General features: G+C 66.2%; 23 protein-coding genes. 11 read left to right on the top strand and 12 right to left on the bottom strand.

The window, feature by feature from the left end:
• Window position 1: 1 nt before the first annotated feature.
• Window positions 2-148, bottom strand: a complete 147-nt coding sequence (locus OXF11_12280) for a zinc ribbon domain-containing protein (protein MCY4487872.1) — start codon at window positions 146-148, stop codon at window positions 2-4.
• 69 nt (window positions 149-217) lie between these two features.
• Complete coding sequence (locus tag OXF11_12285; GenBank protein ID MCY4487873.1) at window positions 218-1,663, bottom strand: UbiD family decarboxylase; 1,446 nt, start codon at window positions 1,661-1,663, stop codon at window positions 218-220.
• Between the two features lie 170 nt (window positions 1,664-1,833).
• On the opposite strand from OXF11_12285, the gene OXF11_12290 reads away from it, so the two are divergent.
• Genes OXF11_12290 through OXF11_12300 form a run of 3 tightly spaced genes read left to right on the top strand, consistent with a single transcriptional unit; the run spans window position 1,834 to window position 5,116 of the window.
• Window positions 1,834-2,913, top strand: coding sequence for a hypothetical protein (locus OXF11_12290; GenBank protein MCY4487874.1), 1,080 nt, complete (start codon window positions 1,834-1,836; stop codon window positions 2,911-2,913).
• 35 nt (window positions 2,914-2,948) lie between these two features.
• Window positions 2,949-4,550: a tripartite tricarboxylate transporter permease gene (locus tag OXF11_12295; protein MCY4487875.1), complete on the top strand. Its 1,602-nt coding sequence runs from the start codon at window positions 2,949-2,951 to the stop codon at window positions 4,548-4,550.
• The gene (locus tag OXF11_12300; protein ID MCY4487876.1) at window positions 4,547-5,116 is read left to right on the top strand and encodes a hypothetical protein; all 570 of its coding nucleotides are present in this window, start codon (window positions 4,547-4,549) and stop codon (window positions 5,114-5,116) included. The genes OXF11_12295 and OXF11_12300 overlap by 4 nt, the downstream gene beginning before the upstream one ends.
• A gap of 15 nt (window positions 5,117-5,131) precedes the next feature.
• On the opposite strand, the gene OXF11_12305 is transcribed toward OXF11_12300, so the two are convergent.
• Together OXF11_12305 and OXF11_12310 are read right to left on the bottom strand one after the other, a co-directional pair.
• Complete coding sequence (locus tag OXF11_12305) at window positions 5,132-6,217, bottom strand: amidohydrolase family protein (protein MCY4487877.1); 1,086 nt, start codon at window positions 6,215-6,217, stop codon at window positions 5,132-5,134.
• Between the two features lie 37 nt (window positions 6,218-6,254).
• A complete protein-coding gene (locus tag OXF11_12310; protein MCY4487878.1) occupies window positions 6,255-7,340 on the bottom strand; it encodes an amidohydrolase family protein in 1,086 nt (361 codons plus the stop codon).
• 151 nt (window positions 7,341-7,491) lie between these two features.
• Between OXF11_12310 and OXF11_12315 the strand changes: the two genes are divergently transcribed.
• Both OXF11_12315 and OXF11_12320 read left to right on the top strand, forming a co-directional pair.
• Window positions 7,492-8,250, top strand: coding sequence for a DUF3750 domain-containing protein (locus OXF11_12315; GenBank protein ID MCY4487879.1), 759 nt, complete (start codon window positions 7,492-7,494; stop codon window positions 8,248-8,250).
• A gap of 25 nt (window positions 8,251-8,275) precedes the next feature.
• Window positions 8,276-9,136, top strand: a complete 861-nt coding sequence (locus OXF11_12320) for a DMT family transporter (protein MCY4487880.1) — start codon at window positions 8,276-8,278, stop codon at window positions 9,134-9,136.
• Window positions 9,137-9,481: 345 nt separating this feature from the next.
• Here OXF11_12320 and OXF11_12325 read toward each other — a convergent pair whose 3' ends face one another.
• Both OXF11_12325 and OXF11_12330 read right to left on the bottom strand, forming a co-directional pair.
• The gene (locus OXF11_12325) at window positions 9,482-10,147 is read right to left on the bottom strand and encodes a hypothetical protein (GenBank protein MCY4487881.1); all 666 of its coding nucleotides are present in this window, start codon (window positions 10,145-10,147) and stop codon (window positions 9,482-9,484) included.
• A gap of 14 nt (window positions 10,148-10,161) precedes the next feature.
• Window positions 10,162-11,109, bottom strand: coding sequence for an NAD(P)-dependent oxidoreductase (locus OXF11_12330; protein ID MCY4487882.1), 948 nt, complete (start codon window positions 11,107-11,109; stop codon window positions 10,162-10,164).
• Window positions 11,110-11,347: 238 nt separating this feature from the next.
• On the opposite strand from OXF11_12330, the gene OXF11_12335 reads away from it, so the two are divergent.
• A complete protein-coding gene (locus OXF11_12335; protein MCY4487883.1) occupies window positions 11,348-11,842 on the top strand; it encodes a tetratricopeptide repeat protein in 495 nt (164 codons plus the stop codon).
• Between the two features lie 108 nt (window positions 11,843-11,950).
• Here OXF11_12335 and OXF11_12340 read toward each other — a convergent pair whose 3' ends face one another.
• Both OXF11_12340 and OXF11_12345 read right to left on the bottom strand, forming a co-directional pair.
• A complete protein-coding gene (locus OXF11_12340; protein ID MCY4487884.1) occupies window positions 11,951-13,030 on the bottom strand; it encodes an LLM class flavin-dependent oxidoreductase in 1,080 nt (359 codons plus the stop codon).
• 48 nt (window positions 13,031-13,078) lie between these two features.
• Complete coding sequence (locus OXF11_12345; protein MCY4487885.1) at window positions 13,079-14,158, bottom strand: LLM class flavin-dependent oxidoreductase; 1,080 nt, start codon at window positions 14,156-14,158, stop codon at window positions 13,079-13,081.
• 445 nt (window positions 14,159-14,603) lie between these two features.
• On the opposite strand from OXF11_12345, the gene OXF11_12350 reads away from it, so the two are divergent.
• Window positions 14,604-15,413, top strand: a complete 810-nt coding sequence (locus OXF11_12350; GenBank protein MCY4487886.1) for an undecaprenyl-diphosphate phosphatase — start codon at window positions 14,604-14,606, stop codon at window positions 15,411-15,413.
• A gap of 25 nt (window positions 15,414-15,438) precedes the next feature.
• On the opposite strand, the gene OXF11_12355 is transcribed toward OXF11_12350, so the two are convergent.
• Entirely contained in the window at window positions 15,439-16,323 is an 885-nt protein-coding gene (locus tag OXF11_12355; GenBank protein MCY4487887.1) for a TIGR03619 family F420-dependent LLM class oxidoreductase, read from the bottom strand.
• A 119-nt stretch (window positions 16,324-16,442) separates the two neighbouring features.
• On the opposite strand from OXF11_12355, the gene OXF11_12360 reads away from it, so the two are divergent.
• From OXF11_12360 to OXF11_12370, 3 genes are all read left to right on the top strand, one after another.
• The gene (locus OXF11_12360; protein MCY4487888.1) at window positions 16,443-17,624 is read left to right on the top strand and encodes an alpha/beta fold hydrolase; all 1,182 of its coding nucleotides are present in this window, start codon (window positions 16,443-16,445) and stop codon (window positions 17,622-17,624) included.
• Window positions 17,625-17,680: 56 nt separating this feature from the next.
• Window positions 17,681-18,490 carry an alpha/beta fold hydrolase gene (locus tag OXF11_12365; GenBank protein MCY4487889.1) on the top strand — a complete coding sequence of 270 codons (810 nt, stop codon included), beginning with the start codon at window positions 17,681-17,683 and terminating at the stop codon, window positions 18,488-18,490.
• Between the two features lie 297 nt (window positions 18,491-18,787).
• Complete coding sequence (locus OXF11_12370; protein ID MCY4487890.1) at window positions 18,788-19,267, top strand: response regulator; 480 nt, start codon at window positions 18,788-18,790, stop codon at window positions 19,265-19,267.
• Window positions 19,268-19,337: 70 nt separating this feature from the next.
• On the opposite strand, the gene OXF11_12375 is transcribed toward OXF11_12370, so the two are convergent.
• Window positions 19,338-20,276, bottom strand: coding sequence for an aldo/keto reductase (locus OXF11_12375; protein ID MCY4487891.1), 939 nt, complete (start codon window positions 20,274-20,276; stop codon window positions 19,338-19,340).
• 298 nt (window positions 20,277-20,574) lie between these two features.
• On the opposite strand from OXF11_12375, the gene OXF11_12380 reads away from it, so the two are divergent.
• A complete protein-coding gene (locus OXF11_12380; protein ID MCY4487892.1) occupies window positions 20,575-21,339 on the top strand; it encodes an SDR family NAD(P)-dependent oxidoreductase in 765 nt (254 codons plus the stop codon).
• A gap of 12 nt (window positions 21,340-21,351) precedes the next feature.
• On the opposite strand, the gene OXF11_12385 is transcribed toward OXF11_12380, so the two are convergent.
• Together OXF11_12385 and OXF11_12390 are read right to left on the bottom strand one after the other, a co-directional pair.
• Window positions 21,352-22,404 (bottom strand): PA0069 family radical SAM protein, encoded by a 1,053-nt coding sequence (locus OXF11_12385; protein ID MCY4487893.1) that lies wholly within the window; start codon window positions 22,402-22,404, stop codon window positions 21,352-21,354.
• Window positions 22,405-22,482: 78 nt separating this feature from the next.
• Window positions 22,483-23,079, bottom strand: a complete 597-nt coding sequence (locus OXF11_12390; protein MCY4487894.1) for a hypothetical protein — start codon at window positions 23,077-23,079, stop codon at window positions 22,483-22,485.
• Between the last annotated feature and the right edge of the window lie 110 nt (window positions 23,080-23,189).

Here is a 23,189-nt window from a genome sequence, read left to right on the forward strand (position 1 = left end):
CCTACTTCCAGATGTGGGGACTCTCTTCCTCGGGGAAGTAGACGCCGCAGAAGGGACAGTGGAACTCCATGCCGGAGCCCAGCATGTGCGGGTTCACCACGAACTTCTCGGTGCATTTCGGACAAGTGATTTCGACTGCCTGACCCATGAGGGGTTCCTTTCGTTCTGAATGAATGCCGCCGCGTGTGCTACACGGTCGCCGGAACGATCCGGCTGCCTACGACCAGTACGTGGTCCGGTCGATGGGAATGTGCGACAGGATCTCGCCCGGAATGAAATCCTCGACCTTGACGCGCTCCATGGCCTCGTCCGGCACCTTCGACACCGGCGAGAAGGGCCGGTCCAGCGGCCGCGTGGCGTCGACGATCATCCCGGAGGTCTTGATCTCGTCCACCAGCGACGGATCCAGGAAGTTGCCGCGGAAGAGCGGCTGCAGGATCGAGATCTGGCGGTGCGGCTGCACGCGCGTGGCCAGCGCCCACAGGATGTCCGTGGGGTTGTACACGTTGATGTCCTCGTCGAACACGAAGACGTTCTTGGTGTGGTCGAAGGTCAGGGCCGCGGCCGCCGCGCGCCCGGGGTCGCCCTCGGACATCTTCTTCATGGCGATGAAGACGTTGTAGTGGGCGTGGCGCCCCATCTTGCACACCGCGGTCACGCCGGGCACCGCCTCGCGGCAACGGCGCAGGTAGGCGCCCTCACGCGGCAGGTCCATCCACGGCTTATCCCCTTCCGGAGTGATGATGGACTGGAACATGGCGCCCTTGCGCCAGTTCATGGCCGTCACCTTGTACTCCACACAGGTGGTGTAGCGCTGTGGCCCGAGATAGCCCGGGGCCTCGCCGAAGGGACCTTCCACCACGCGCTTGTTGGGCTGGAGCAGGCCCTCGATGACCACCTCGGCATCGGCCGGGATCAGGAAGTTGTCGCCCCAGGTGGAGGACGGCGTCAGCCGCAGCGGCTCCTGCATGTAGCCGCCGATGATGTCGAACTCGCTCACCTCGAACGCACCGCTGTAACACGCGCCCATGTGATAGGCCGGATGGTGCCCCAGCACGGTGGCCACGGGGCACTCCATGTTGTTGTCCTCGTAGTCCTTGAAGATCTTCCACAAGTGGCGCGGCGAGGCGTACAGCGCCGTGCTCTGGGGCGACTTCACCTCCATGCGGTGGTACGAGCAGTTGTAGATGCCGGAGGTGCGCTCCTTGGTGACGGTGGACATGACGATGTAGGGACCGCCGTCCATGTAGTGGTGCCGCATCACCGGGATCTGGTAGATGTCGACGTCCTTGCCGGTCTGGACGTTCTGCATGACCGGCGCCTGATCGCGCTCGATGACCACCGGCTCGAGGCGGTGCTCCTCGCGCTCCAGGCAGATGTCGGTCATGACCTCCCGGCTCGTGTTCTTGTCCAGGCCGAGGGCCACCTGGGTCTTGCCCTGGGAGATCTCGCAGTTCATGGTCAGCTTGATATCCGACGGCTGTCCATGGAGGTTCAGCGGCTTGTCGAACACCAGGATGGGGAACTTGCGCATCTCGTCCAGGTGCTTGATGAGCGCGCTCACGTCGTAGTGAGCCGGATCCACCTGCTTGGTCACGTGGACAACCTCGTTGGGAATCTCACGCCGGCAATCTTCCAGAAACGATCCCAGGCTCTTGGGCATGTGTCACCTCTCTCGAATGTGTTGAGTGGAAGTTGGATTCTCCGAAGATTTCGCGTTCTTAGCCGAAGGACCGAAGGTTGTCAAATCGCGCCGGGGCGCGGTTCGCGGGTTGACATCCGGTCACGACCCGCAATACAAGGGCGTTGGACCAACTCAGGAAGGAGCACACCATGAAACGACTCTTCGCAGTCCTCGCAACCGCGATCACCGTCCTGTTCCTCGTCTTCGGGAGCGCCACCCAGGCGGTCGCCGAGGTTTCCTTCAAGGGCAAGACCGTCGCCATCCTGATCCCTTACAGCGTGGGCGGGGCCGCCGACATCATGGCGCGCCAGATGCTGCCGTTCATCGGCAAGCAGATCCCCGGAAACCCCACCGCGATCATCCGCAACATGCCCGGCGGCGGCGGCATCGTGGGCGAGAACTGGGTGTACAACTCCGCGCCGGCCGACGGCACCATCATCGGGCAGTTCTCTACTTCGGTCACGGACACCATCTTCAAGCCCGACAAGGTCAAGTTCGAGTTGGCCAAGCTGCGCTGGCTCGGGGGGGGGCGGGAAACCACCATCGCCTTCGCCAGCAAGGACCTGGGCATCAGCAAAGGGACGGAACTGGCCGGGTTGAAGAAGAAGGTATTCTTCGGCACCACGTCGATCCAGAGCCCGCGCGCCATGCTGCCGCGGCTGCTCATGCGCATCCTGGACCTCGACCACAAGGTGGTGACCGGCTACGGCAGCAGCGGCGACATGCGCGCGGCCCTTCGCCGGGGCGAGCTGAACCTGACCAACGACAGTCAGAGCGCCTACTTCACCGCGGTGGAGCCCATGGTCAAGGAAGGCGTCGCTGTCCCCTTGGCCCAGGAAGGCACCGTCCAGGACGGCAAGATCATCCGGGACCCGCGTCTGCCGGACATCCCCACCTATTTCGAGATCGTCCTGGAACTCAAGGGGGAGTCGATACGCAAGGACGTGCGCTACCGCGCCATGGAGACCCTGGCCTTCCTCGCCGGCGTCCGTCGCGGCTGGGTCTACGCGCCCCGCGTTCCCAAGGCGACCTTCGACACCATGGCCGCGAGCTTCGACCGGTTCCTCAAGGACCCCGAGATGGTCGCCCACTTCGAGAAGGCCATCGGCTTCAAGCTGATCTCCCTCAACGCACCCCAGGCCCAGTCCATCATCGACCGGGTCGTGGAGATCCAGAAGAGCGATCCCGAGGCCGTCGCGTTGCTGAAGGCCATGGCACAGAAGCCGTGAACGACCCCTTGGGCTGAGAAGGGGCACTCACACTCGTGACCGGCAACCGACGCCTGACCTGGCTGGCCATCCTGGTGGTCCTGGGGTTGTGGATCTATCTGGCCCAGGACATGGCGGCGGAGATCGGCTCGGCCTCCGTGAAGGGGCTGCTCCGGGTCTTCGCCTGGCCCGCCTTCGGCTACCTTCTTCTCGGGAACCTCATCGGCTTCGCCGTGGGCATGCTGCCCGGTCTCGGCGGACCCGTGACCATGGCCCTCATGCTCGGGTTCGCGTTCCAGCTCAAGATGGACGCGGTGGAGGCGTTCTCCTTCCTGCTGGGCATGATGGCGGTCACGGCCACCACCGGCGACATCACATCGGTCCTCTTCGGTATCCCCGGCGAGGGATCCACCGCCTCCACCATTGTCGAAGGTCACCCCATGGCCAAGAAGGGCGAGGCGGGGCGTGCGCTGGGCGCCTCGCTGATGAGCTCGCTCATGGGCGCCCTCGTCGGCGCCTGCGCCATCGCCATCGCCATCCCCATCGTGACGCCGCTGGTGCTGTCCCTGGGCACGCCCGAGTTCTTCATGCTCACGGTGGCGGGCGTGACCTTCGTCGGCGCCCTGAGCGGCGGCAGCGTGGTCAAGGGCCTGGCCGCGGGAGGACTGGGTTTCATGTTCTCGCTGGTGGGCCTGGACCTGCAGACCGCCACCGAACGCTTCACGTTCGGCTTGATCTACCTGTGGGGGGGTGGCGAGACGGGCGGCGCGGGCATCGGGCTGGTGCCCGCCACGGTGGGGCTCTTCGCCATACCGGAGATCGTCGATCTGGCGACCAAGGGGGGGAGCATCGCCCAGGCCCATGTGGGGCGTCTGGGAGGCGTGCTCGAGGGCGTGAAGGACGCCCTGCGCCACTGGTGGCTGGTGATCCGCTGCAGCGCCATGGGCACCTACATCGGCATCATCCCGGGCATGGGCGGCCCCGTTTCCCAGTGGGTGGCGTACGCCCACGCCATGCAGTCCGCGGGCAAGCAGGACCAGGTGGGCACCGGGGTCATCGAGGGCGTCCTCGGCCCCGGCGCGGCCAACAACTCGACCCTCGGCGGCGCGCTCATCCCCACCATCGCCTTCGGCATCCCCGGCAACGTCACCACCGCCATCCTTCTGGGAGCCTTCCTGATCCTGGGGCTGCGCCCGGGCACGTCCATGCTCACCAAGGACCTCGACGTCACCCTCTCGCTGGTGTGGGTGCTGGTGGTGTCCAACGTCATCACCGTGTCCGTGTGCTTCCTGTTCCTGAACCAATTGGCGCGGCTCACGCGCATCAAGGGGACGCTGCTGATCCCGCCGCTGTTGTTGTTCATCTACCTGGGGTCCTACACCCACAGCAACAGCATCGGCGACATCGTCATCACGCTCATCTTCGGCGCCCTGGGCTGGCTCATGGTGATGTTCGACTGGTCCCGCCCGGCGCTCCTGCTGGGGCTGGTGCTGGGGCGGCTGGCGGACAACTACCTGTGGATCACGTACTCGCGCTACGAGTTCGGCTTCCTCGCGCGCCCGGGGGTGCTCATCATTCTCGGCATCATCATCGTGAGCATCGCCTACCCGCTCATCAGCCAACGCCGCCGCGCGCGGGCGGCGGAACCGAGGCCATGAGCTTCCGCGGATACTCCACCGTCTTCACGGGCGCGTTGTTCCTGATGTTGGCCTGGGGTCTGTGGGAAGCCTCGAAGTGGGAGATCCAGGCGAGCCTCATGGCGTGGATGATCGGACTTCCCACCGCCGGACTGCTGGCGCTCCAGCTCGCGCGGCAACTGGCGGGCAGCGACGAGAAGGCCGCGCCGACGGACGCGGGCGAACCGGGAATGTTGGACGCCTCGCTCCTGGAACAGGAGGGCGACGACCTCGACCCGGCGGAGGAACGGCGCCGCACCGCGAGCATCATCGGCTGGATCCTCTGCTTCGCCCTCGCCATCTGGCTCCTCGGCTTTCAGTTCGGCGTGGGGCTGATGACGTTCCTCTACCTGAAAAGCGCCGGGGAGAGCTGGCTCACCGTGGTCTCCATCACCACGGCCGTGCTGGGCGCGGTGATGCTGGCGTTCGACTGCGGCATGCACATCTTCTTCGCCGAGGGCAAGCTGTTCGTCTGGACCGGCCTGACCACGAGCCCGCTCTTCACCAGCGTGTGCTACCAGGTATCGGTCCTGGTCGGCGCCAGGTAGAAGGGGCCCGGGACCCTACACCCCGTATAGCGCCCGGCCGTTGTCGCTCAGGATCTTCCGCCTCTGTTCCGCGGAAATGGTATCGTTGCCGTTGAAAATCGTGAACGCGTCCACCTCGCTGGAGGCGTCGGTGTGGCCGTAGTCGGTGCCGATGACGATGTTGTCGTCGCCCGCGTACTTGAGGACGTAGGGGAAGTCGTCGTCGGTCTGGGCCGACACGTAGATGTTGAACGCCTTCATGGGGTCCGTGGGATACTCCGCCGTCCCCGACCTCCGGATGGTCTCGTTCACCACCCACGGCACCCATTGGGCGGAGGACTCGATGAATCCCCAACGCAGGTCCGGAAACACCTTGGGCACCTCACTCATCATCACCGTGAAGCAGGTGGAGACCGTGGGGATGCGGAACACCGGCAGTCCGCCGCCACTGTCATAGCGCGGCCGGAACTGCGTCGCCATTTTGGGGCTCCCGATAGCGATATGGATGCCCATCATCATGTCGAGGCGCTGGGCCTCGTCGAAGATCGGGTAGAAATATGGATCCACCAGGTGCCGGTCACCTTCGAAGGGACGGAGGCACACGCCCACGGCGCCGTTCTCCCGGGCGAAGCGGATCTGCTCCAGCGCTTCGCCGATGGTCATGGCCGGCACCACCGCCACCCACCGGAGCCGCCCGTTACCCTGCTTCCACACGTCCGCCATCCAGCGGTTCCAGCTCGCGCACAAAGCGATCTCGACGTCGGCGCGGTCCGTGACCTGCTCGATCCACAGCGTGTTGTACAGGATCTGCACGTCGATGCCGAGCTTGTCGAGGTGGTCGACGCGGAGTTGCACGTCGCGCAGCTCCCGCGCCTCCTTCGGCGTCTGCATCTGCCGCCCGGCCTGGGCCGAGACCTCGTCGAGCTGCTGCTCGCTCAGGGTGCGGAAACGGAAGCCCAGCACCTTCCCGTCCAGCACCCAGTACTGTGCCGTGGAGTCCTCGGGGGCGAAGAGCTGCGGCCGGAACTTCTTCTCGGACGCTTCCAGGTAGTCCCACGTGTTCTCGGTCTCCACCACGTGGGCGTCCGAGTCCACCACCAGGGTCTTTCCGTTGCCGGACATGTTCCTTCTCCTTTCGTGCGCGACCCGCGGGCGGCGGTCACGCGATGCCGTAGAGTTCCTTGGGATTGTCGCTCAGGATCTTCCAGCGCGCCGTGTCATCCACCGTCGTCTCCGCCTTGAACCGCGTGATGGCGTCCACCTCGCTGGACGTGTCGGTGTGGCCGTAGTCGGTGCCGATGACGATGTTGTCCTCGCCCGCGTATTTCAACACGTACGGGAAGTCGTCGTCGCACTGGGCGGTGACGTAGACGTTGTACTCCTTGAGGGGATTGTCGGGATAGTCGGTACCCGCGCGCCGCCGGGCCTCGTTGACGATCCAGGGAATCCACTGGGCCGAAGTCTCGATGAACCCCCAGCGCAGCTTGGGAAAGACGCGCGGCACCTCGCTCATGATGAGCGAGAGGCAGGTGACCACCGTGGGGATGCGGAACGGCGCGAAGCCGCCGGTCTTGTCGTAGCGCGGGCGGAAGTGCGCCATGAGTCCGGTGCTCGCGTTGGCGATGTGCACGCCCATGGCCAGGTCCAGCGCCGAGGCCTCCTCGAACACCGGATAGAAGTAAGGGTCCACCAGGTGCCGGTCGCCCTCGAAGGGGCGCATGCACACCGCCACCGCGCCGTGCTCGCGCGCGAAACGCATCTGCTGCACGGCCTCGTCCAGGGCCATGGCCGGGATCACGCAGGACCACCGGAGCCGTCCCTCGCCTGCCTTCCACACGTCCGCCATCCAGCGGTTCCACGCCAGGCACAGGGCAACCTCGGCGTCGGCCCGGTCGGTGACCCGCTCGATCCACATGGTGTTGTGCATGACCTGCACGTCCACCCCCAGCTCGTCGAGGTGCGCCAGGCGCAGGTCCACGTCGTCCATCTCGCGGGAGGCCTGGGGCGTGGTGAATCTCCGCCCCTTCTTCTCGGACAGCGCGTCGAGCTGCTGTTCGCTCAGCGTCGCGAAACGAGCGCCGCGGATCTTGCCGTCCATGACCCAGTACTGCATGTCCATGTCCGGCGAGCCGAACAGCGCGGGCCTGAACTTCTTGTCGGACCCTTCGAGGTAGTCCCAGGTGCGCTCGGTCTCGAGAACGTGGGCGTCCGCGTCCACCACCACAGGGTGTCCGTTCCGTGTCATGATTTGTCTCCTCGGCGGAATTGACCTAGACTCGCGACAGGTGTCCTTCTCTGCCCCGCACACCCGCACTAGTTAACGAACCCTTGGATTGGGTGTCAAGAAGTTTGCGGGGCCGCATCCCACACGGACGGGACGCCCATACGGCAGCCCCGTGCGGAACATCCTTACCATCTCGCTGATTCTTCTGTCGCTGGCGCTCGTCTCGGTGTTCGTGGTCGCCGCGTCCGGGGCGTGGAACCGGGACTGGCGCACCGCCAGCCGGGAAAGCTCCGGCATCGCGCCGGACCCCGCACGTACGCCCGAGGCCGTGGTTCAACTCTATGCGGCGCGCGCCTTCAACTGGCGCGGCATATTCGGCGTGCATACGTGGATCGCCACCAAGGAACCCGGGGCACCGGCGTACACCGTCTACCAGGTGGTGGGCTGGCGCCTGTACCGCGGCCTGCCGGTGGTTTCGGTGCAGCAAGACATTCCCGACCGGCTGTGGTTCGACAGCCGCCCGCGAGTCATGGCGGACCTGCGCGGGGCGGCGGCCGAGCGCGCCATCGAGGGCATCCGCGAAGCCGCCGGGAGCTACCCGTATCCGGAGGAGTACCGGCTGTGGCCGGGCCCCAACAGCAACACCTTCACCGCCTACATCGGCCGCCGCGTGCCCGAGCTCGGGGCCGCGCTTCCCGCCAACGCCCTGGGCAAGGACTATCTGGACAAGGGAGCCTTCCTCGCCCGCGCGCCCAGCTACACCGGCTGGCAACTCTCCGTATACGGCGCGCTGGGGCTGACGCTCGCCTTGCAGGAAGGGATCGAGATCAACGTTCTCGGGCTCGTCTTCGGACTCGACGTGACGCGGCCGGCGCTCAAGCTTCCCTTCGTGGAGCGCATCGGCCTCAGCAGGGATCTGCCGGAACGATGAGGACCCGGCGCCCGGACCGACGTTCATGACCCCGCAATTCCTGGCCCTGGTGACGTCGTTCTTCTACGCCGGCTGCTTTCTCGCCGCCCGGCGCGGACTGATGTACTCCACGCCGGTGACCGCGGCCTACGTGGCGTTGAGCGTCAACACCACGATCCTTTGGCTGGTGGCGTTCATGACCGGCGGCGTGCGCGCCATCCCGTTCATCGCCATCGCCTGCTTCGCCGTCGGCGGCTGGCTGCAACTCGTCACACGGCTGTGCGCCTACACCGGCGTGGCGCGCATGGGGGCATCGGTCACCAGCACGGTGCAGGCCACCAATCCCCTCTTCAGCACCACCCTCGCCGTGCTGCTCCTGCACGAGACGGTGACACCCTTTCTGCTCTCCGGCACGGGACTCGTCGTGGCCGGGATCGGCCTGATCTCCTGGAGACCGCAACACCAGAAGCAGACCTACCGGACATGGGAACTGGTCTTCCCCCTGGCCGCCTCCTTCAGCGCCGGCCTCAACCACCCGCTGCGGCGCTACGGCCTCACCGTGGCCAACCAGCCGCTGCTGCTCAGCGCGGTGATGGGGACGGCGGCGCTGGTGCCCATGCTGCTGAACCTGTTGAACCCGAAGGCGCGCGCCCGGCTCATGCCGGACCGGCGCGCCATGCCCTATTTCCTGGTCACCGGAGTCTTCGAGGCAATCGGCATCTGGTCGCTCGTGGCCGCCCTCGGCAACGGCAACGTGGTCGTGGTAGGACCCATCGTCTGCATCGCGCCCCTCTGGGTGCTGCTGGGCACGATGCTGTTCTCGCGCGACATCGAGCAGGTGAACCTGCGCACCGCCATCGCCACGCTGTTCGTCATCATCGGCGTCGTCGCCATCTACCTGGCGTAGATCCCCTGGATTCCCGCCTTCCAGGCTGTGTCAATACTGATGAGGCAGAGCCCCCCCGGAATCGTCATTCCCGCGAAAGCGGGAATCCAGGGGTGGTGGTGGGGCACTACAGCGGCGTTGCCCGCCTCCCCACTCCTGGATTCCCGCTTTCGCGGGAATGACGACTCCGGGGGTTGGCGCCAATTCTTGCCCGGACGACGTTTTGACACGGCCTGGGAAACGGGAATGAGGAATCGGGGGGGGGGGGGCGCCAGTTCTTGTCCGGGCGGAGTTATGACACACCCTGTTCCGCGGGAATGACCATGGGGGGAGCGAGGACGACGTTGCGTGCCCGCCGTGCCGGAGCTAAGGGGCGATGGCCTGCGCCAGCACGTTCTCCTGGAGCCACGCGGTCAGGTCGGCGAGGCTGCGGGACGTAATCTCGTGGCCCATGTCGTATTCGCGGTAGTCCACCGGGACCCGCAGCTTCTCGAGCAGGGTGATCGAGTGCTTGGCGCGCGCCAGCTCGATCAGCTCGTCGCGGGCGCCGTGCTGCACCAGAGTCCGGAGCGAGTCCACCCCGTCGGACACGCCAAGGGCGTCCAGCGTCCCCTCGCGCAGCCACGAACTGAGCACGCACATGCCGGCGAAGCGGTCGGGATCGGACAATCCCAGGCTGTAGGCCATGCCGCCGCCCTGGCTGAAGCCCAGCAGAACCAGCTTGCCGCCGGCCACGGCGTAGCGCTCGGCGCACTGGTCCAGGAACGTACGCAGCCGGTCGCGGGCGAAAAGGAAGGCGGCGGTATCGATCTCGCCCCCCAGGGACATGGGGAACCAGGCGTATCCGGTCATGCCCGGGCCCAGCGCCACCTCCAGCGGCGCCTGCGGACAGATGACGCGGAACGCGCCGCCGCACAGATGCGGCGCCAGCCCCAGGAGGTCCATGGCGTTGGCGCCGCGTCCGTGGAGCGCCAGGATCGTCGGATGCGGCCCTTCGCCCTCGGGCTCGTATACGCAGTGAAGCAATTCCATCGCGGCTCCGCCTCTCACTCCATGACCGCCCGGAGGTCCTTGGCGTAGTCCTCGAACGCCGCGTCCATGGTGTACTGCGGCTCCCAGCCCAGGTATTCGTTGGCTCTGGAGATGTCCAGGGGCACGCTGGTCGACACATCCGGCGGCCGTCCGGGAATCACCTCCACCTCCAGCTTGGGAAACTGCCGCTCCACCGACGCCACCAGCTCGTCGAAGGTCGTCACCTGGCCGGAGCCGATGTTGAGGGTGGTCTTCTCGGGCATCGGCACCGTCGTCGCCAGGTCCACGGCACGCCCCATGTCCTTGGCGTAGACGTACTCGAAGGTCATGGTCTGGGCCTGGGGAATCCGCGCCACCTGACCGCGGATGCCCGCCTCCAGCAGCATCTGCACCTTCTCGCCGCCGCCGGAGCCGCCCCAGAAGTGCCCGAGCCCGTACGCGTTGGCCAGGCGCAGCGTCAGCAGCTCGAAGCCGTACAGACGCTGATATGCCTCCGCCATCAGCTCCTTGGTGGCCTTGGAGTTGCCGTAACCGGCGCCCGGCCCACGCGGCATGTCCTCGTGGGTGGGTCGATCCCCGGCGCGACGCCGGTCATAGGCGCCGAAGGTGCTGATCAGCACGAAACGCTTCACCCCGGTGAGCCGCGCGGCCTCCAACACGTTGATGGTCCCCATCACGTTGATCTGCAGGCCGTTGTAAAGCGACTCCACCACCCGCCCGCCGATGAGTCCGGCGGTATGCACCACGGTCTCCGGACGGTGGCGCTGCATCGCATCCACCAGCGCCGGCAGGTCCCGGATGTCCTTCTCCACCACGTTCACGTCCGCCGTCCCGAGCTTCCGGTGCAGATACTCCGTGCGCGGCATGAAGTCGTAGAAAACCAGCTTCTCGTTGCGCTTCAGCGCACACTGCGCGAACGAGGTGCCGACGAGGCCCACTCCGGTGACAAGTGTTGTTCCCATGATTACCTGACTCCTTGGTTGGAATTGAGACGCCCACGATCCCGCACGATCCACGTCGGGCGAGGCATGCTTCGGCTCGGCACAGCCCCATCCATAACCGACTTGGCCGCCGCCGGCAAACACGCTCGGCACCGTCCGCCGCGTGTTGACGCGCGGAAACCGGACCCTGTATGGTGGCGCCGTGAGGATCGCTGGAGCGGTACTGGTTGCATTCCTTTTAACGTCATCCCCAATCCTTATGGCCGACCAGACAGACCCGCGGCTCGACGCCCTGTTCACCCGCCTCCATACCACTGACGACGCTCACGACGCCGCCGCGGTCACCAACGTGATCTGGGCCATCTGGCATCAGTCGGACGATGACGACATCAACGAGCTCATGCGCCGGGGCCTGGCGGAGATGTCGGCCCAGGACTACCCGGCCGCCGTGCAGACCTTCGGCGAGATCATCGCCATCGACCCCACGTTCGCCGAGGCCTGGAACAAGCGCGCCACCATCTACTATCTCATGGGCGAGTACGGCGCGTCGGTGAAGGACATCGACCGCACCCTGGAGCTCGAGCCGCGCCACTTCGGCGCCCTCTCCGGCCTCGGCCTCATCATGAACGCCATGGGCAACGACGAGGCCGCCATCGCCGCGTTCGAGGCCACCCTCGCCGTCCACCCCTTCGCCGGCGGCGCGCGCCAGAACCTGGAGGCGCTGCGCGCGCGGCAGAAGAAGCGCAGCCTCTGACCTCACCCCCCGAATCGTCATTCCCGCGGAAGCGGGAATCCAGGGGCGGCGCGGCGCCAACCGGCCGGTCTCCCCGCCCATGATCCGGGTCGAGGGCAAGGGTGCGCGCTACCCCCGCAAGCGCGGCATCACGCTGTCCGCCAGCATGTTGATGGCTTCCTCGTAGTCCGGGCCGAGCTTGGCGAAGGCGATCTCGTCGTAACCCAGCTCCCGGGCCTGCTGGGCGAGGTCGACGATCTGATCGGCCACCTCCTCCGGACGTCCGGCGACGTAGTAGTTGAGGACCATTTCCTCGGTCACCAACGCCGCCGCTTCCTCGACGGTGGCGCCCCGGGCAAAGGCCTCCTTGAGCTCGAGCACCTTCAGCCGCTCCACCCCGAGGCGGTCGTACTCCTCGGGGGTGAACTTGAGCGCCTCCCATTGCAGTATCGAGTGGGACACCTGACGCTTGGGAAACTCGATGGCCTGGGCGCGGTCCCGCGACACCGACACGTTGAGCTCCACCATCTTGCGCAGGGTCTTGTTGGGGTCCACGCTGCGGGCGCCGGCCTCGATCATCTCGTGCATCTCCTTCAGCCGGCCCGCGCGCAGCATGGGGATGAAGGTCCCCGAACTGATGAGTCCGTCCATTACCTGGCCGCCCATGCGCAGCGACTGGGGACCGTTCCCGCCGGAATACATCACCACGGGAGATCCCGGCTTGAAAGCCAACTGGAAGCTGCCGGCCGGGTTCAGCCGGTAGTATTCGGAGAGCACGGGGAAGTCGCCGTAGGGAACCCGCTCTCCGTCCAGCGCGCGCCGCTCGAACACGGCCAGCTCCCGAACCAGCGCGATGGGCTTGTGAACGTCCACGTGCTGCGGCGTCTGCGCCAGGTCGCCACGGGCCAGCCCGAAGCCGATCTCCCTCCCCTCGCTCAGCTCCGACAGCGCCGCCAGGGAATCCACCACCTCGATGGGATGGTGCAGATAGGGCACCAGGATGGCGGTGCCGATACCGATGGGGACGCGCGCCGCGATGGCGGAGAGCACCACCACCTGGCTCCGGTAGCGGGCGTTGTCGTTGACCCAGATGCGATCGAAGCCGCGCCGGTGCGCCAAACCGGCCAGGTCCACGAGTTGGGTCACCGTGTACCGGTTCGCCAGGTGGATCACGAATTGGAGGCTGAGCTTGCCGTCGAATGCCGTCATGGGGATGCCTTTCTCTTCGATGTTGTCGCTGGAACCGGGGCGCCGGACCTAACCGTTGAGCCGCGGCATCACGCTCTCCGCCAGCATTTCGATGGCTTCCTCGTAGTCGGGGCCGAGCTTGGCGAAGGCGATCTCGTCGTAGCCCATTTCCTGAGCCTGTCGCGCCAGTTCCACGACCTGGTCGGCCACCTCGGCCGGTGTGCCGGCGACGTAGTAGGACAGGACCATCTGCTCGGTGACGAGGGATGCGGCCTCCTCGATGGTGGCGCCCTGGGCGAAGGCGTCCTTCAGATCGAGCACCCTCTGCCGTTCCACGCCGAGCCGGGCGTACTCCTCCGGGGTGAACCCGAGGGACTCCCACTGGGGGATCGAGTGGGCCACCTGGCGCTTGGGAAACTCCATGGCCGCGTCCCGGTCGCGCGACACGGACACGTTGAGCTCCACCATCTTCCGCAGCGTCTTGTTCGGATCGACGCTGCGGGCGCCGGCCTCGGCCCTCTCGTGCATGTTCTTGAGCCGTCCCGCGCGCAGCATCGGGATGAAGGTCCCGGAGCTGATGAGGCCGTCCATGACCTGGCCGCCCATGTGCAGCGACCGGGGGCCGTTGCCGCCGGAATAGACCACCACCGGGGACTTGGGCGTGAACGCGAGCTTGAACCTGCCCGCGGGATTGAGGTGGTAGTGCTCGCACAGCACCGGAAAGTCGCCGTAGGCCACGCTCTCCCCGGCCAGCGCCCGCGACACGAACACGGCCAACTCCCGCACCAGCGCCAAGGGCCGGTGCATGATCACGTGCTGCGGCGTCTGGGTGGTGGAACCCCGCGCCAGTCCGAAGCCCACCTCGCGCCCTTCGCACAACTCGGACAGGGCCGCCAGCGAATCCACCACCTCGATGGGATGATGGAAATAGGGCACGAGGACGGCCGTGCCCACGCCGATGGGCACCCGCGCCGCGATGGCGGAGAGCACCACCACCTGGCTCCGGTAGCGCGCGTTGTCGTTGAGCCAGATGCGCTGGAACCCGCGTTCACGGGCCAGCGCGGCCAGCTCCACGAACCGGTTGACCGTGTAGTGGTTCGCCAAGTGGGTGACGAACTGAAGACTAAGCCTGCCGTCGAAAGCCGTCATGGGCGTTCAAGCCTGGAGAGGAAGGCGGCCGGGGACGCGGAGAAGGGGTCCGTCCCCGACCGTATGGGTTGGACACGCCGTCTCCTTGTCTCAGACATGGGTTCGTGGTCGCTTTCGGCATCCCGCGAGCCCATGTCTGAGACAGGGAGAACAACGTGAGTAAGGCAGCAATTGTCGCACCTATCATCCAATTGTTACAATCCGGTTACAAATTTTCAAAAGAGCAATTAAATGACGACCGGTGCAACTCAATTACTTGGTTACAAACCATGTTCGAAGCAGTTGCCCGGATCTTCCACAGAAACGCCCGCCACCGAAGCACACAGGGCGCATGGCCTCGCGGCCCGTTTCGTAGTAGACTCATGAATCAACCTCGACGGACCGCCGCACGGGTCCCGCACGGTACAACGCCCTTGCGGCAGTCGAGGAGTCGCGAGCCCGAATCGTGAGCCCCACCCTGACTCTTGCAACGCTCGGAATCCTCCAAGGGCTCACCGAGTTCCTGCCGGTCAGCAGCTCCGGCCATCTGGTGCTGGTTCAGTCGTGGCTGCCAAGCTTCCAGGAACCCGGCGTATTGTTCCATGCCACCGTGCACTTGGCAACGCTCGGCGCGGTGTTGCTTTACTTTCGTCGCGATGTCGTGGTGTTGGCCTGCGCCGCTCTGAGGCCCCGGGCTTCCGACCCGGACGCCGTTCGCCTTCTCGGGCTCGTGGTGGCCGGTACCCTGCCCACGGCCTTGATCGGCTTGCTCTTCAAGGACGGACTGGAGCGCCTTTTCAGCAGCGTGCCCACGGCCGCGAGCATGCTGCTGGTGACCGGCGCCCTGCTCGTAGCCACGGATCGTGTGCGCGGCCAGGGCGCGGATATCGAGAGAATGCGCGTCTGGCACGCCCTGCTCATCGGCCTCGTCCAGGGCATGGCCATCATACCGGGTGTGTCGCGCTCCGGAGCGACCGTTGCCGCGGGGGTCTTGAGCGGTCTCGGACGCGACTTGGCCCTGCGTTACTCGTTCCTGCTCTCCATACCCGCGATCCTGGGAGCGTTCACGCTCCAACTCCTGTCCCACGGCCTGGCCGGTGCTCCGGATATCAACGGGTTCGGCTACGCGGCGGCCTTCCTCGCCGCGTTCGTAACCGGCTACCTCGGTATCGAGGTACTCTTGAGGGTGCTGCTGTCACGTCGCCTCGGTTGGTTTGCGCTCTACTGCTGGGGCCTGGGTCTGACCGTGCTGATCACCCGGAGTCTGTCGGGATAAGCCGGAGGCGCGATCCGGGAGTCTTTCAGCGAGGTTCGATCCGCCGCGCCTGTTCGATGAAGCGATGCAGTCGCCGCACTGCGTCGACCCCGTTTCCCGTGGCCGCCTCCATCACCCGCAGGATGATGCGCCGCATGCCCGCCGCGCGGTAGCACGCCATGTCGTCCACCGTGGGGAAATCTCCGGCGGGCGTCAGCACCACCGAGAACTCGATCCCCTCCGGATCGCGTCCGCGCTCCGCGGCCGCACGCCGCACGCTGGCCACCGCGTCCGCGGCCTCGTCCACGGGCAGATCCCCCGGACACCAACCGTCGGCGTACCGGGCCACCCGCCTGGGCGCGTACCGGGGGTCGTGCACCCCCAGGTGGACCGGCGGATGCGGCTTCTGGAGCGGCTTGGGGAAGACCCGCACCGGGGGGAAGCGCACGAACTCCCCGCTGTACTCGGCCTCTTCCCGAGTCCACAGCACGCGCAACGCCTCGACTCCCTCGCGCAGCGCCTGCCAGCGGCGTTTGAACGAAGTGACCCCGAGGATCGCCGCTTCCTCCGGAAACCAGCCGGCGCCCACCCCCATGATCAGGCGCCCGCCGCTGTGGCGGTCCAGTGTGGCGGCGGCCTTGGCGGTGGCGATGACCTCCCGTTGCGGCAGAATGCAGATGCCGGTGGCCACGCGCAGGCGTTCGGTGGCCTGGGCGGCCATGGCCGCCGCGATGAAGGGATCCGGCAGGTGTCCGAAGGACGCGGGCACCTTGCCGTCCGGGGTGCGCTTGTAACGCGATTCGTAGTGGACCGGGATGAGCATGTGCTCGGGGAACCACAAGGACTCGAAGCCCAGCGTCTCCGCCTCCCGGGCGATATCGCCCACGGGACCCGCCAGTTCCGTCGAAAACAGGGAAAGACCCAACTCCATGATGTGCACTCCGGAACGCCGCGTTGTCTTCCGCCGCGGTTCCCGCTATACGCCACAACTGTGGCGCGTCTGGTTAATTTGGATGATGATCCGCGCCGGACAGGAACCAGGAGAATAACATGCCCGAAGCACCGGCCGGAACCCAGGCCTTCACCCGTGCCCTGGAGGCCGACGACACCCTCATCCCCATCGGTTGGGACGACTGGCTCGACATGCCGCCGCCCGACGACGACGGCGCGTACACCGTCACCGAGGTGGTGGAGCGCTACCAACGCAACGGCTACGACTGGGACATGCACGGCTCCCTCTACACCCCCGCGCGCGAGCGCGGCGACCGCCCCGCCTTTGTCGTCTTCCACGGCGGCGGCGCCAACGAGACGGTCATGGACGTCACCCCCGACGGGCGTCCCGGCCTGGCGCGCCGGCTGGCCGCCCAGGGCTTCACCGTGCTGACCTTCAGCTACCCGGGCCTCTGGCCTCCGGGCGGCGAGTGGGACAAACCGATCGGCGAGCGGGTGCCGTTCTATCTCCTCGACGTCGAGGTGGACAAGGACGAGCTTGAGGACCGGCTGCTCAAGTGCACCTTCAACGTGGTGCTGCAGGGCGCCGGGCAGCTCACCGACCGCCACCTGCGGGGGCGGCGGCTGGTCGCCTTCGGCCACTCCACCGGCGGCCCCATGGCCGCCCACCTGACCCGCTTCACCCGCGAGGCCGAGGTCATCGGCATCGTCGGCTGGGGCAGCGGCGGACCCGACGGCTGGCGCCGGGAGTGGCGCGAGAACACCGGCATGGAGTCGCCCAAGCCCTACGGCCTTGCACAGATCTCCCGGCGCACCGTGGACGCCTACCGGCGGTCCCACTACGAGGACCTGCCGGAGCTGACGCCCTGGGGCGGCATGGAGGATTTCTTCCGCCTCACCGAGAACACCCGGCCGCAGATCAAGATCGGCCTGCGTGACAACCAGCACAACGTCTTCCCGGAGCGGCTGGAAGAGTACGTCCGGATCACCGGGCTGCCGCGGGAGGAATACTTCGATCACCTGCAGGACCCGCCCGCCGAGTGGCTGGCGAACCTCAGGGTGCTGCTCATGGTGGGCGAGAACGACCACGGCCACTGGCTCGGCGGCAAGAGCCTTGGCGACAAGCGCGAGATGTACATGGCCGGCAAATACGCGGCCGGCGGCGCTCAGGTGCACGTTGGGCTGGTGCCCAAGTACACCCACATGGGCCACTGGGCGCTCTACAACGAAAAAATCGTCTACGCCTGGCTCTGGGCGTTCAAGACCGGCTACATGGACTGATCGCATCCGGACCGCCCGCGTCCGGCCCGACCCGCTCCGAAGCCGCTGGAGGTCTCATGCCCTTGCTGCCCGTCGACGACACCGAACTCTACTACGAGGTCCACGGCCAGGGCGCGCCTTTGCTCTTCCTGAGCGAGACTCACTGCGACGGGGAGGTGTGGAAGATCCATCAGGTGCCTGAATTCGTCCGCGACCACCAGGTCATCACCATGGACTACCGCGGCACGGGCCAGTCCGGAAAGCCGTCCATGCCCTTCACGACCCGGATGTTCGCGGACGACGCCATGGCCCTCCTCGACCACGTCGGCGCGGACGGGGCCGTCGTCTGCGGCCATTCCATGGGCGGCCGGGTTGCCCAACTCATGGCTTTGGACCATCCCGCGAGGATCAAGGCGCTCATCCTGGCGTCTACCGGGGCGGCCTACCCTCACACCAAGGGCATTCCGCTCAAGATCGCGACGGAGATGGTGGAATGGGGGTATGAAAAGTATGTCCGCGACCACTCCATCCTCGTCGGATTCACCGACGAGTTCGCCGAGCGTCACCCGGACCGGGTGGAGAACTACCTGAGCGTGCGCATGGCCAACATGGGGCCGGTGGAGTTCTACTTCCGCCATCTGCTGGCGCGGCAAGGGCACGACACCAGCGGCCGCCTCGGCGACATCCGCTGCCCCACCCTGATCCTGGTCGGCGAAGACGACCGCAACGTCACCAGCGACCTGTCCCATCGGACGTCGTCGGAGACTCTTGAGAACGGCATTCCCGGAGCCCGCCTTGTCGTACTGCCCGGGGAACGCCACAGCTACTTCTTCGCCAATCCGGACGCGGCCCACACCGCGATGCGTGACTTCCTTGAGCACATCTGACTACGACTCGCCAAACGTAAATGACTCCACTTCGAAGCGAACTCCGTCGCCTAATGTAGACTACGCATCGGGAACTGAAAAATTTCGTTCGTTTTTCAAACCACCGGCGGAGGATAGTTCTTTTTTTTGAGCTACCGGAGGGAGTATTTTGCTAGTTGAGGTCTTGACACCGGCCGTTCCGCATTATTGAATTACACGGTCCACAGAGTCGCAGGGAGGAGGGCCCACCGGACTCGGGCAAGGATTATGGACTCAGGCCGGGGGTCTCGGCCTTCACGCAGCAGTCACGAGAGCGCCATGCCACGCAGCGTACGACCCAGGATTCTGATCGCGGACAGCTACTCAAGTCAGCAGGACGCGCTGTCAAGCCATTTGCAGGAACTGTCGCCGGTCATCGACATCCTGGGCGTGAACGAGGGCCGCGAGGCGCTGTCCAGGACCGAAGCGCAGGAAGTTCATCTGTTCCTCGTGAACGCCTTCCTCAAGGGCCCGCTCAACGGCTTCGAACTGTGCAGGGCCATTCGGAAGATGGGAGCGCATCAGCACACTCCGATCATCCTGATCCTGTCGGGCGCCCTCATTCCGGAGCATCGGCGGGCACTCGCCGCGGGCGCCGACCTGCTGTTGCACGCGCCGGTGGAAAAGCAGGAGTTGTGGCGCATGGTGGTGCTGTTGCTGAACGAGACCGCACGCCGTGGAAAGCCCGATTCCGCGTCGGCGGACGAACCCGAGATGGCGGTCATCGAGCTCAAGCCTTCCATGCGCGTCCTGCACTGAGGGAGCGCCGCGCGTCTTGCCGCGTCGGCCGGAAGTGAGGAGTTCGTGAGGATTCCCGGCTGACGCCGGCTCACCCACCGAGCATTTCATCGACCTCCGCGAGTTCCTGGGACGAGAGCGCCCATTCCGCGACCCTTGCATTGTCCTGGAACTGTGCCAGCTTGGTCGCGCCGGAGATCACCGAGCACACCTGCGGCTGCGCCAGCAGCCAGCACTGCGCCAACTCGTTCATCCCCTTGCCACGGGCTTCCGCCCAGCTCTTCAACTTGGCCACGGCATCGTAGTTGGGCTCGGTCATGTACTGCTGCACGTAGCGCTGGGTCTCGCCGCGGGAGCCGGGCGGCGGCTTCTCGCCCTGGACGTACTTGCCCGTCAGGAACCCGCCGGCCAGCGGGAAATAGGGCACGAAACCCACGCCGTGGGCGGCGCAATAAGGAAGCACCTCGCGCTCCACCTCCCGCTCCAGCATGTGGTAGTGGGACTGGAGGACGGCAAACGCGGTCCAGCCGCGGAACTCGGCCACGACGTTGGCCCGGGCCAGTTGCCATGACGCGAAATCGGAAGCGCCGATGTAACGGAGCTTCCCCTGGCGGACCAGGTCGTCCAGCGCCCGCTGGGTCTCCTCGATGGGCGTCGACGCGTCCCAACGGTGGATGTAGTAGACGTCGATGTGGTCGGTCTGAAGACGCCGGAGGCTGTCCTCGACCGCGTTCATGAGGTGGTAGCGCGACGTGCCGCGGTCATTGGGGCCGTCACCGGTGGGGAAGAAGAACTTGGTAGCCACCACGAAGCGGTCCCGCCGGCCCTTCATCGCCGCGCCCAGCGTCTCCTCGGAACGTCCGCCCTGGTAGCTGTTGGAGCTGTCGATGAAGTTGACGCCCAACTCCACCGCCGCGTCCATGATGGCGGTTACCTGTTCCTGCCGCACGTTCGGCGCACCGAACCGATTGGTGCCCAGTCCGATGGCCGACACCCGCAAACCCGAAGATCCAAGCTGACGATATTCCACGAGAAATCCTCCCGCCGCCTGTGTACCAGATCGCCCCTTCGGGCGCGAACCGAGGCGGCCGCGGGAGAAGATTTGCCGCGGCAAACCCGAAGTGCTAGTGTCGTGTCCCGTAAATACCCGGCATAAGTTGCGCAGGATTTTTCGTCGTCGGCAAGGCGCGATGACGAGCCGTGGCGGGCATCACGCGAGGAAGAGTAACGCAGCCGACGGCGAAATAGACCAGCAAATTGTGCCGGGTATTTGCGGGACACGACACTAGTGTCCTGCGTCACAGCCAACGGCGACTTCGGAGGTGTTTATGCAGTGGGACATGGAACGCGACAGCGCATTCGTGACGGGCGGCGGCAGCGGCATCGGCCAGGCCATCGCGCTCAAGCTCGGCGAGCAGAAGGTGCGGGTGGCCGTCGCCGACGTGGACGGCGGCAAGGCCGAGGACACCGCCGCGCGCATCACCGCCGGGGGCGGCACCGCCCTGCCCTTGACCCTGGACGTTACCCGCTCGGATCAGGTCAACGCCGCCATCGCCAAGACCCACTCCGAATTCGGCGGCCTGGCGTACCTGATGAACGTGGCCGGCATTTCGCAACAGAAGCCCGTGCACGAAATCAGCGACGCCGACTGGGCGCGCATGATCGACGTGCACCTGAACGGGACCTTCTACTGCATTCGCGCGGCCCTGCCGTTGATGATGGAAGCGAAGTTCGGCGCCATCGCGAGCCTGTCGTCCATGCACGGGCTCAAGGGCCAGGAATGGGCGTCCCACTATTCCGCCGCCAAGGCGGGAATCGCGGCCCTCACCAAGGCCGTGGCGCGGGAGGTGTCGGAGTACGGTATCCGCATCAACGCCCTGGCTCCCGGGCCCATCGACACGCCCATGTGGCGCCGCGGCCTCACCGGGGAAGCCCTGGAGCGGCGCAAGTCGGAACGTTCCAAGATGGTGCCCTTGGGGCGGCTGGGCGAGCCGAGCGAGGTGGCGGACCTGGCGGTTTTCCTGCTGAGCCCGGCCAGCAGCTACATGACCGGACAGATCGTGGGCGTGAACGGCGGTGAGCTGATGCCCTGAGGCTCCCGCGCCTCAGTCGCCGTCGAAGAGTCCGAGCTGAGCGGTCGGGCGCCGGAACGAAGCCGTGGACAGGCTCCAGCTTCTGCGCGACAGGCCCAGCTTGCGGCACGCGCCGTCAAACAGCGCCTCGACCTGCTCGGCGAAGATCCCTTGCCCCTTCATGCGGGTCCCGAAGCCCGCGTCGTTGAGCTTGCCGCCGCGAATCCCGCGGATGCGGTTCAGCACCTTTTCCTTGCGGTCGGGATAATTCTCCTCCAGCCAGCGCTCGAACAGGTCCTTGACGCCGAAGGGCAGGCGCACCAGCGAGTAACCGGCGCTGGTGGCCCCGGCTTCGGCGACGGCCTCCAGGATCGCCGGCAGCTCATGGTCGGTGAGGGCCGGAATCACCGGCGCCACGATGACGCCCACGGGAATGCCCGCCTGCCTGAGGGTCCGGATGGCGTTCAGACGAAGATGGGGTTGGGAGGCGCGCGGCTCCATGCGTCCGCAGAGGTCCCGGTCCAGCGTCGTCACCGAAAGGAATACGACCGCGGCGTCGCGCGCCGCCAATTCCCCGAGCACGTCCACGTCCCGAGTCACCAGATGGTTCTTGGTGACCACAGCCGCCGGATTTCGGAACGCGGCCAGCACCTCGAGGCAGCCGCGGGTCAACTCCAGCCGCCGCTCCACGGGCTGATAGGGATCGGTCACGCCGCACATGGCCACCACCTGGGGCTTCCACCGGCTCGAGGACAGTTCCTTCCGCAGGAGCTCCGCGGCGCGCTCCTTCACCAGAATCCTGGATTCGAAGTCCAGGCCGGCCGAGAAACCCAGGTACTCGTGCGTGGGCCGCGCGTAACAGTAGATGCAGCCGTGCTCGCACCCGCGGTACGGGTTGACGCTGGCGTCGAAGCCCACGTCCGGGCTGTCATTGTACGCGATGATGGACCGGGAGGTATCCCTGAGAAGTGTTGTCGGCGGCCCGCCGGGCGAATCGTCCGGGACGAAGGCGATGGGCTCGAAACGGTTCCGGGGATTGTCGCTGGTCCCGCGGCCGCCGGCGCCGGTCTTGGTTTGGCTCGTCATCCACCCATCACTGGTTGCGCCGGACTTCGGCGCCGGGCATTCAGGGGCTTCACTTGCGGCCGGACTTCGAACCCTGTCTCACTTGATGCGCCACTGCTTGCGCGCCGGGTCCGTGGAGGCACACGGAGCGAGCTCGAGAGCCCGGGACATGAACGGCCCGGCGGACCTGCTGGCGCCACCCGCCACGAGACACAGCGCCTTGTCGGCCCCGGGCCGGAACTCCATCGCCGCGGCATCGTAGTCGAAGACCTGGGCGACCGCGTCTTTCGAACAATCCACCAGTCCCAACGATACACCGGCGGCGGCCGGCGCCGTCAGTGCGGCGCACTTGCCGTCGTAGGTGGCCGAAGCGATCCGTCGCGCTTCGCTGTCGTAGCGGAACTGCACGTCGCCGCCCCGCGGCTTGCAGGAGTGGGCATGCAACCGTTCGCCGAACCCCCTCCCGACAGTGTCGATGCACCAACCCAGCCTGTCCTTCTCGTCCAGGTTGTCGGCGAGATAGATGACCGGCGCGGGTGTCTGCAGGTCCGGGGGCGCCGCGTAGGCCGCGATGGGGGCGGCCATCAGAAGCAACACCGCCAAGTACCGCGCCACCGTTGTGAACCATCCACCGCGGTCGACGCCGCTGCCCCACTCCCCACGCTGCCTGGAATCACCCATCGCGACGATGATCATGTTACGATCTCCCTCAATCTTGTTGGCACGATGTTCTCGCCGCGGTGATCTCTAAACGCTCCTCGAACAAGCCGTGGCGCTACTCTGCCAATTGTAGACGAAGCATCCAG

It is taken from the genome of Deltaproteobacteria bacterium (assembly GCA_026712905.1).
Classification (GTDB): domain Bacteria; phylum Desulfobacterota; class Binatia; order UBA9968; family JAJDTQ01; genus JAJDTQ01.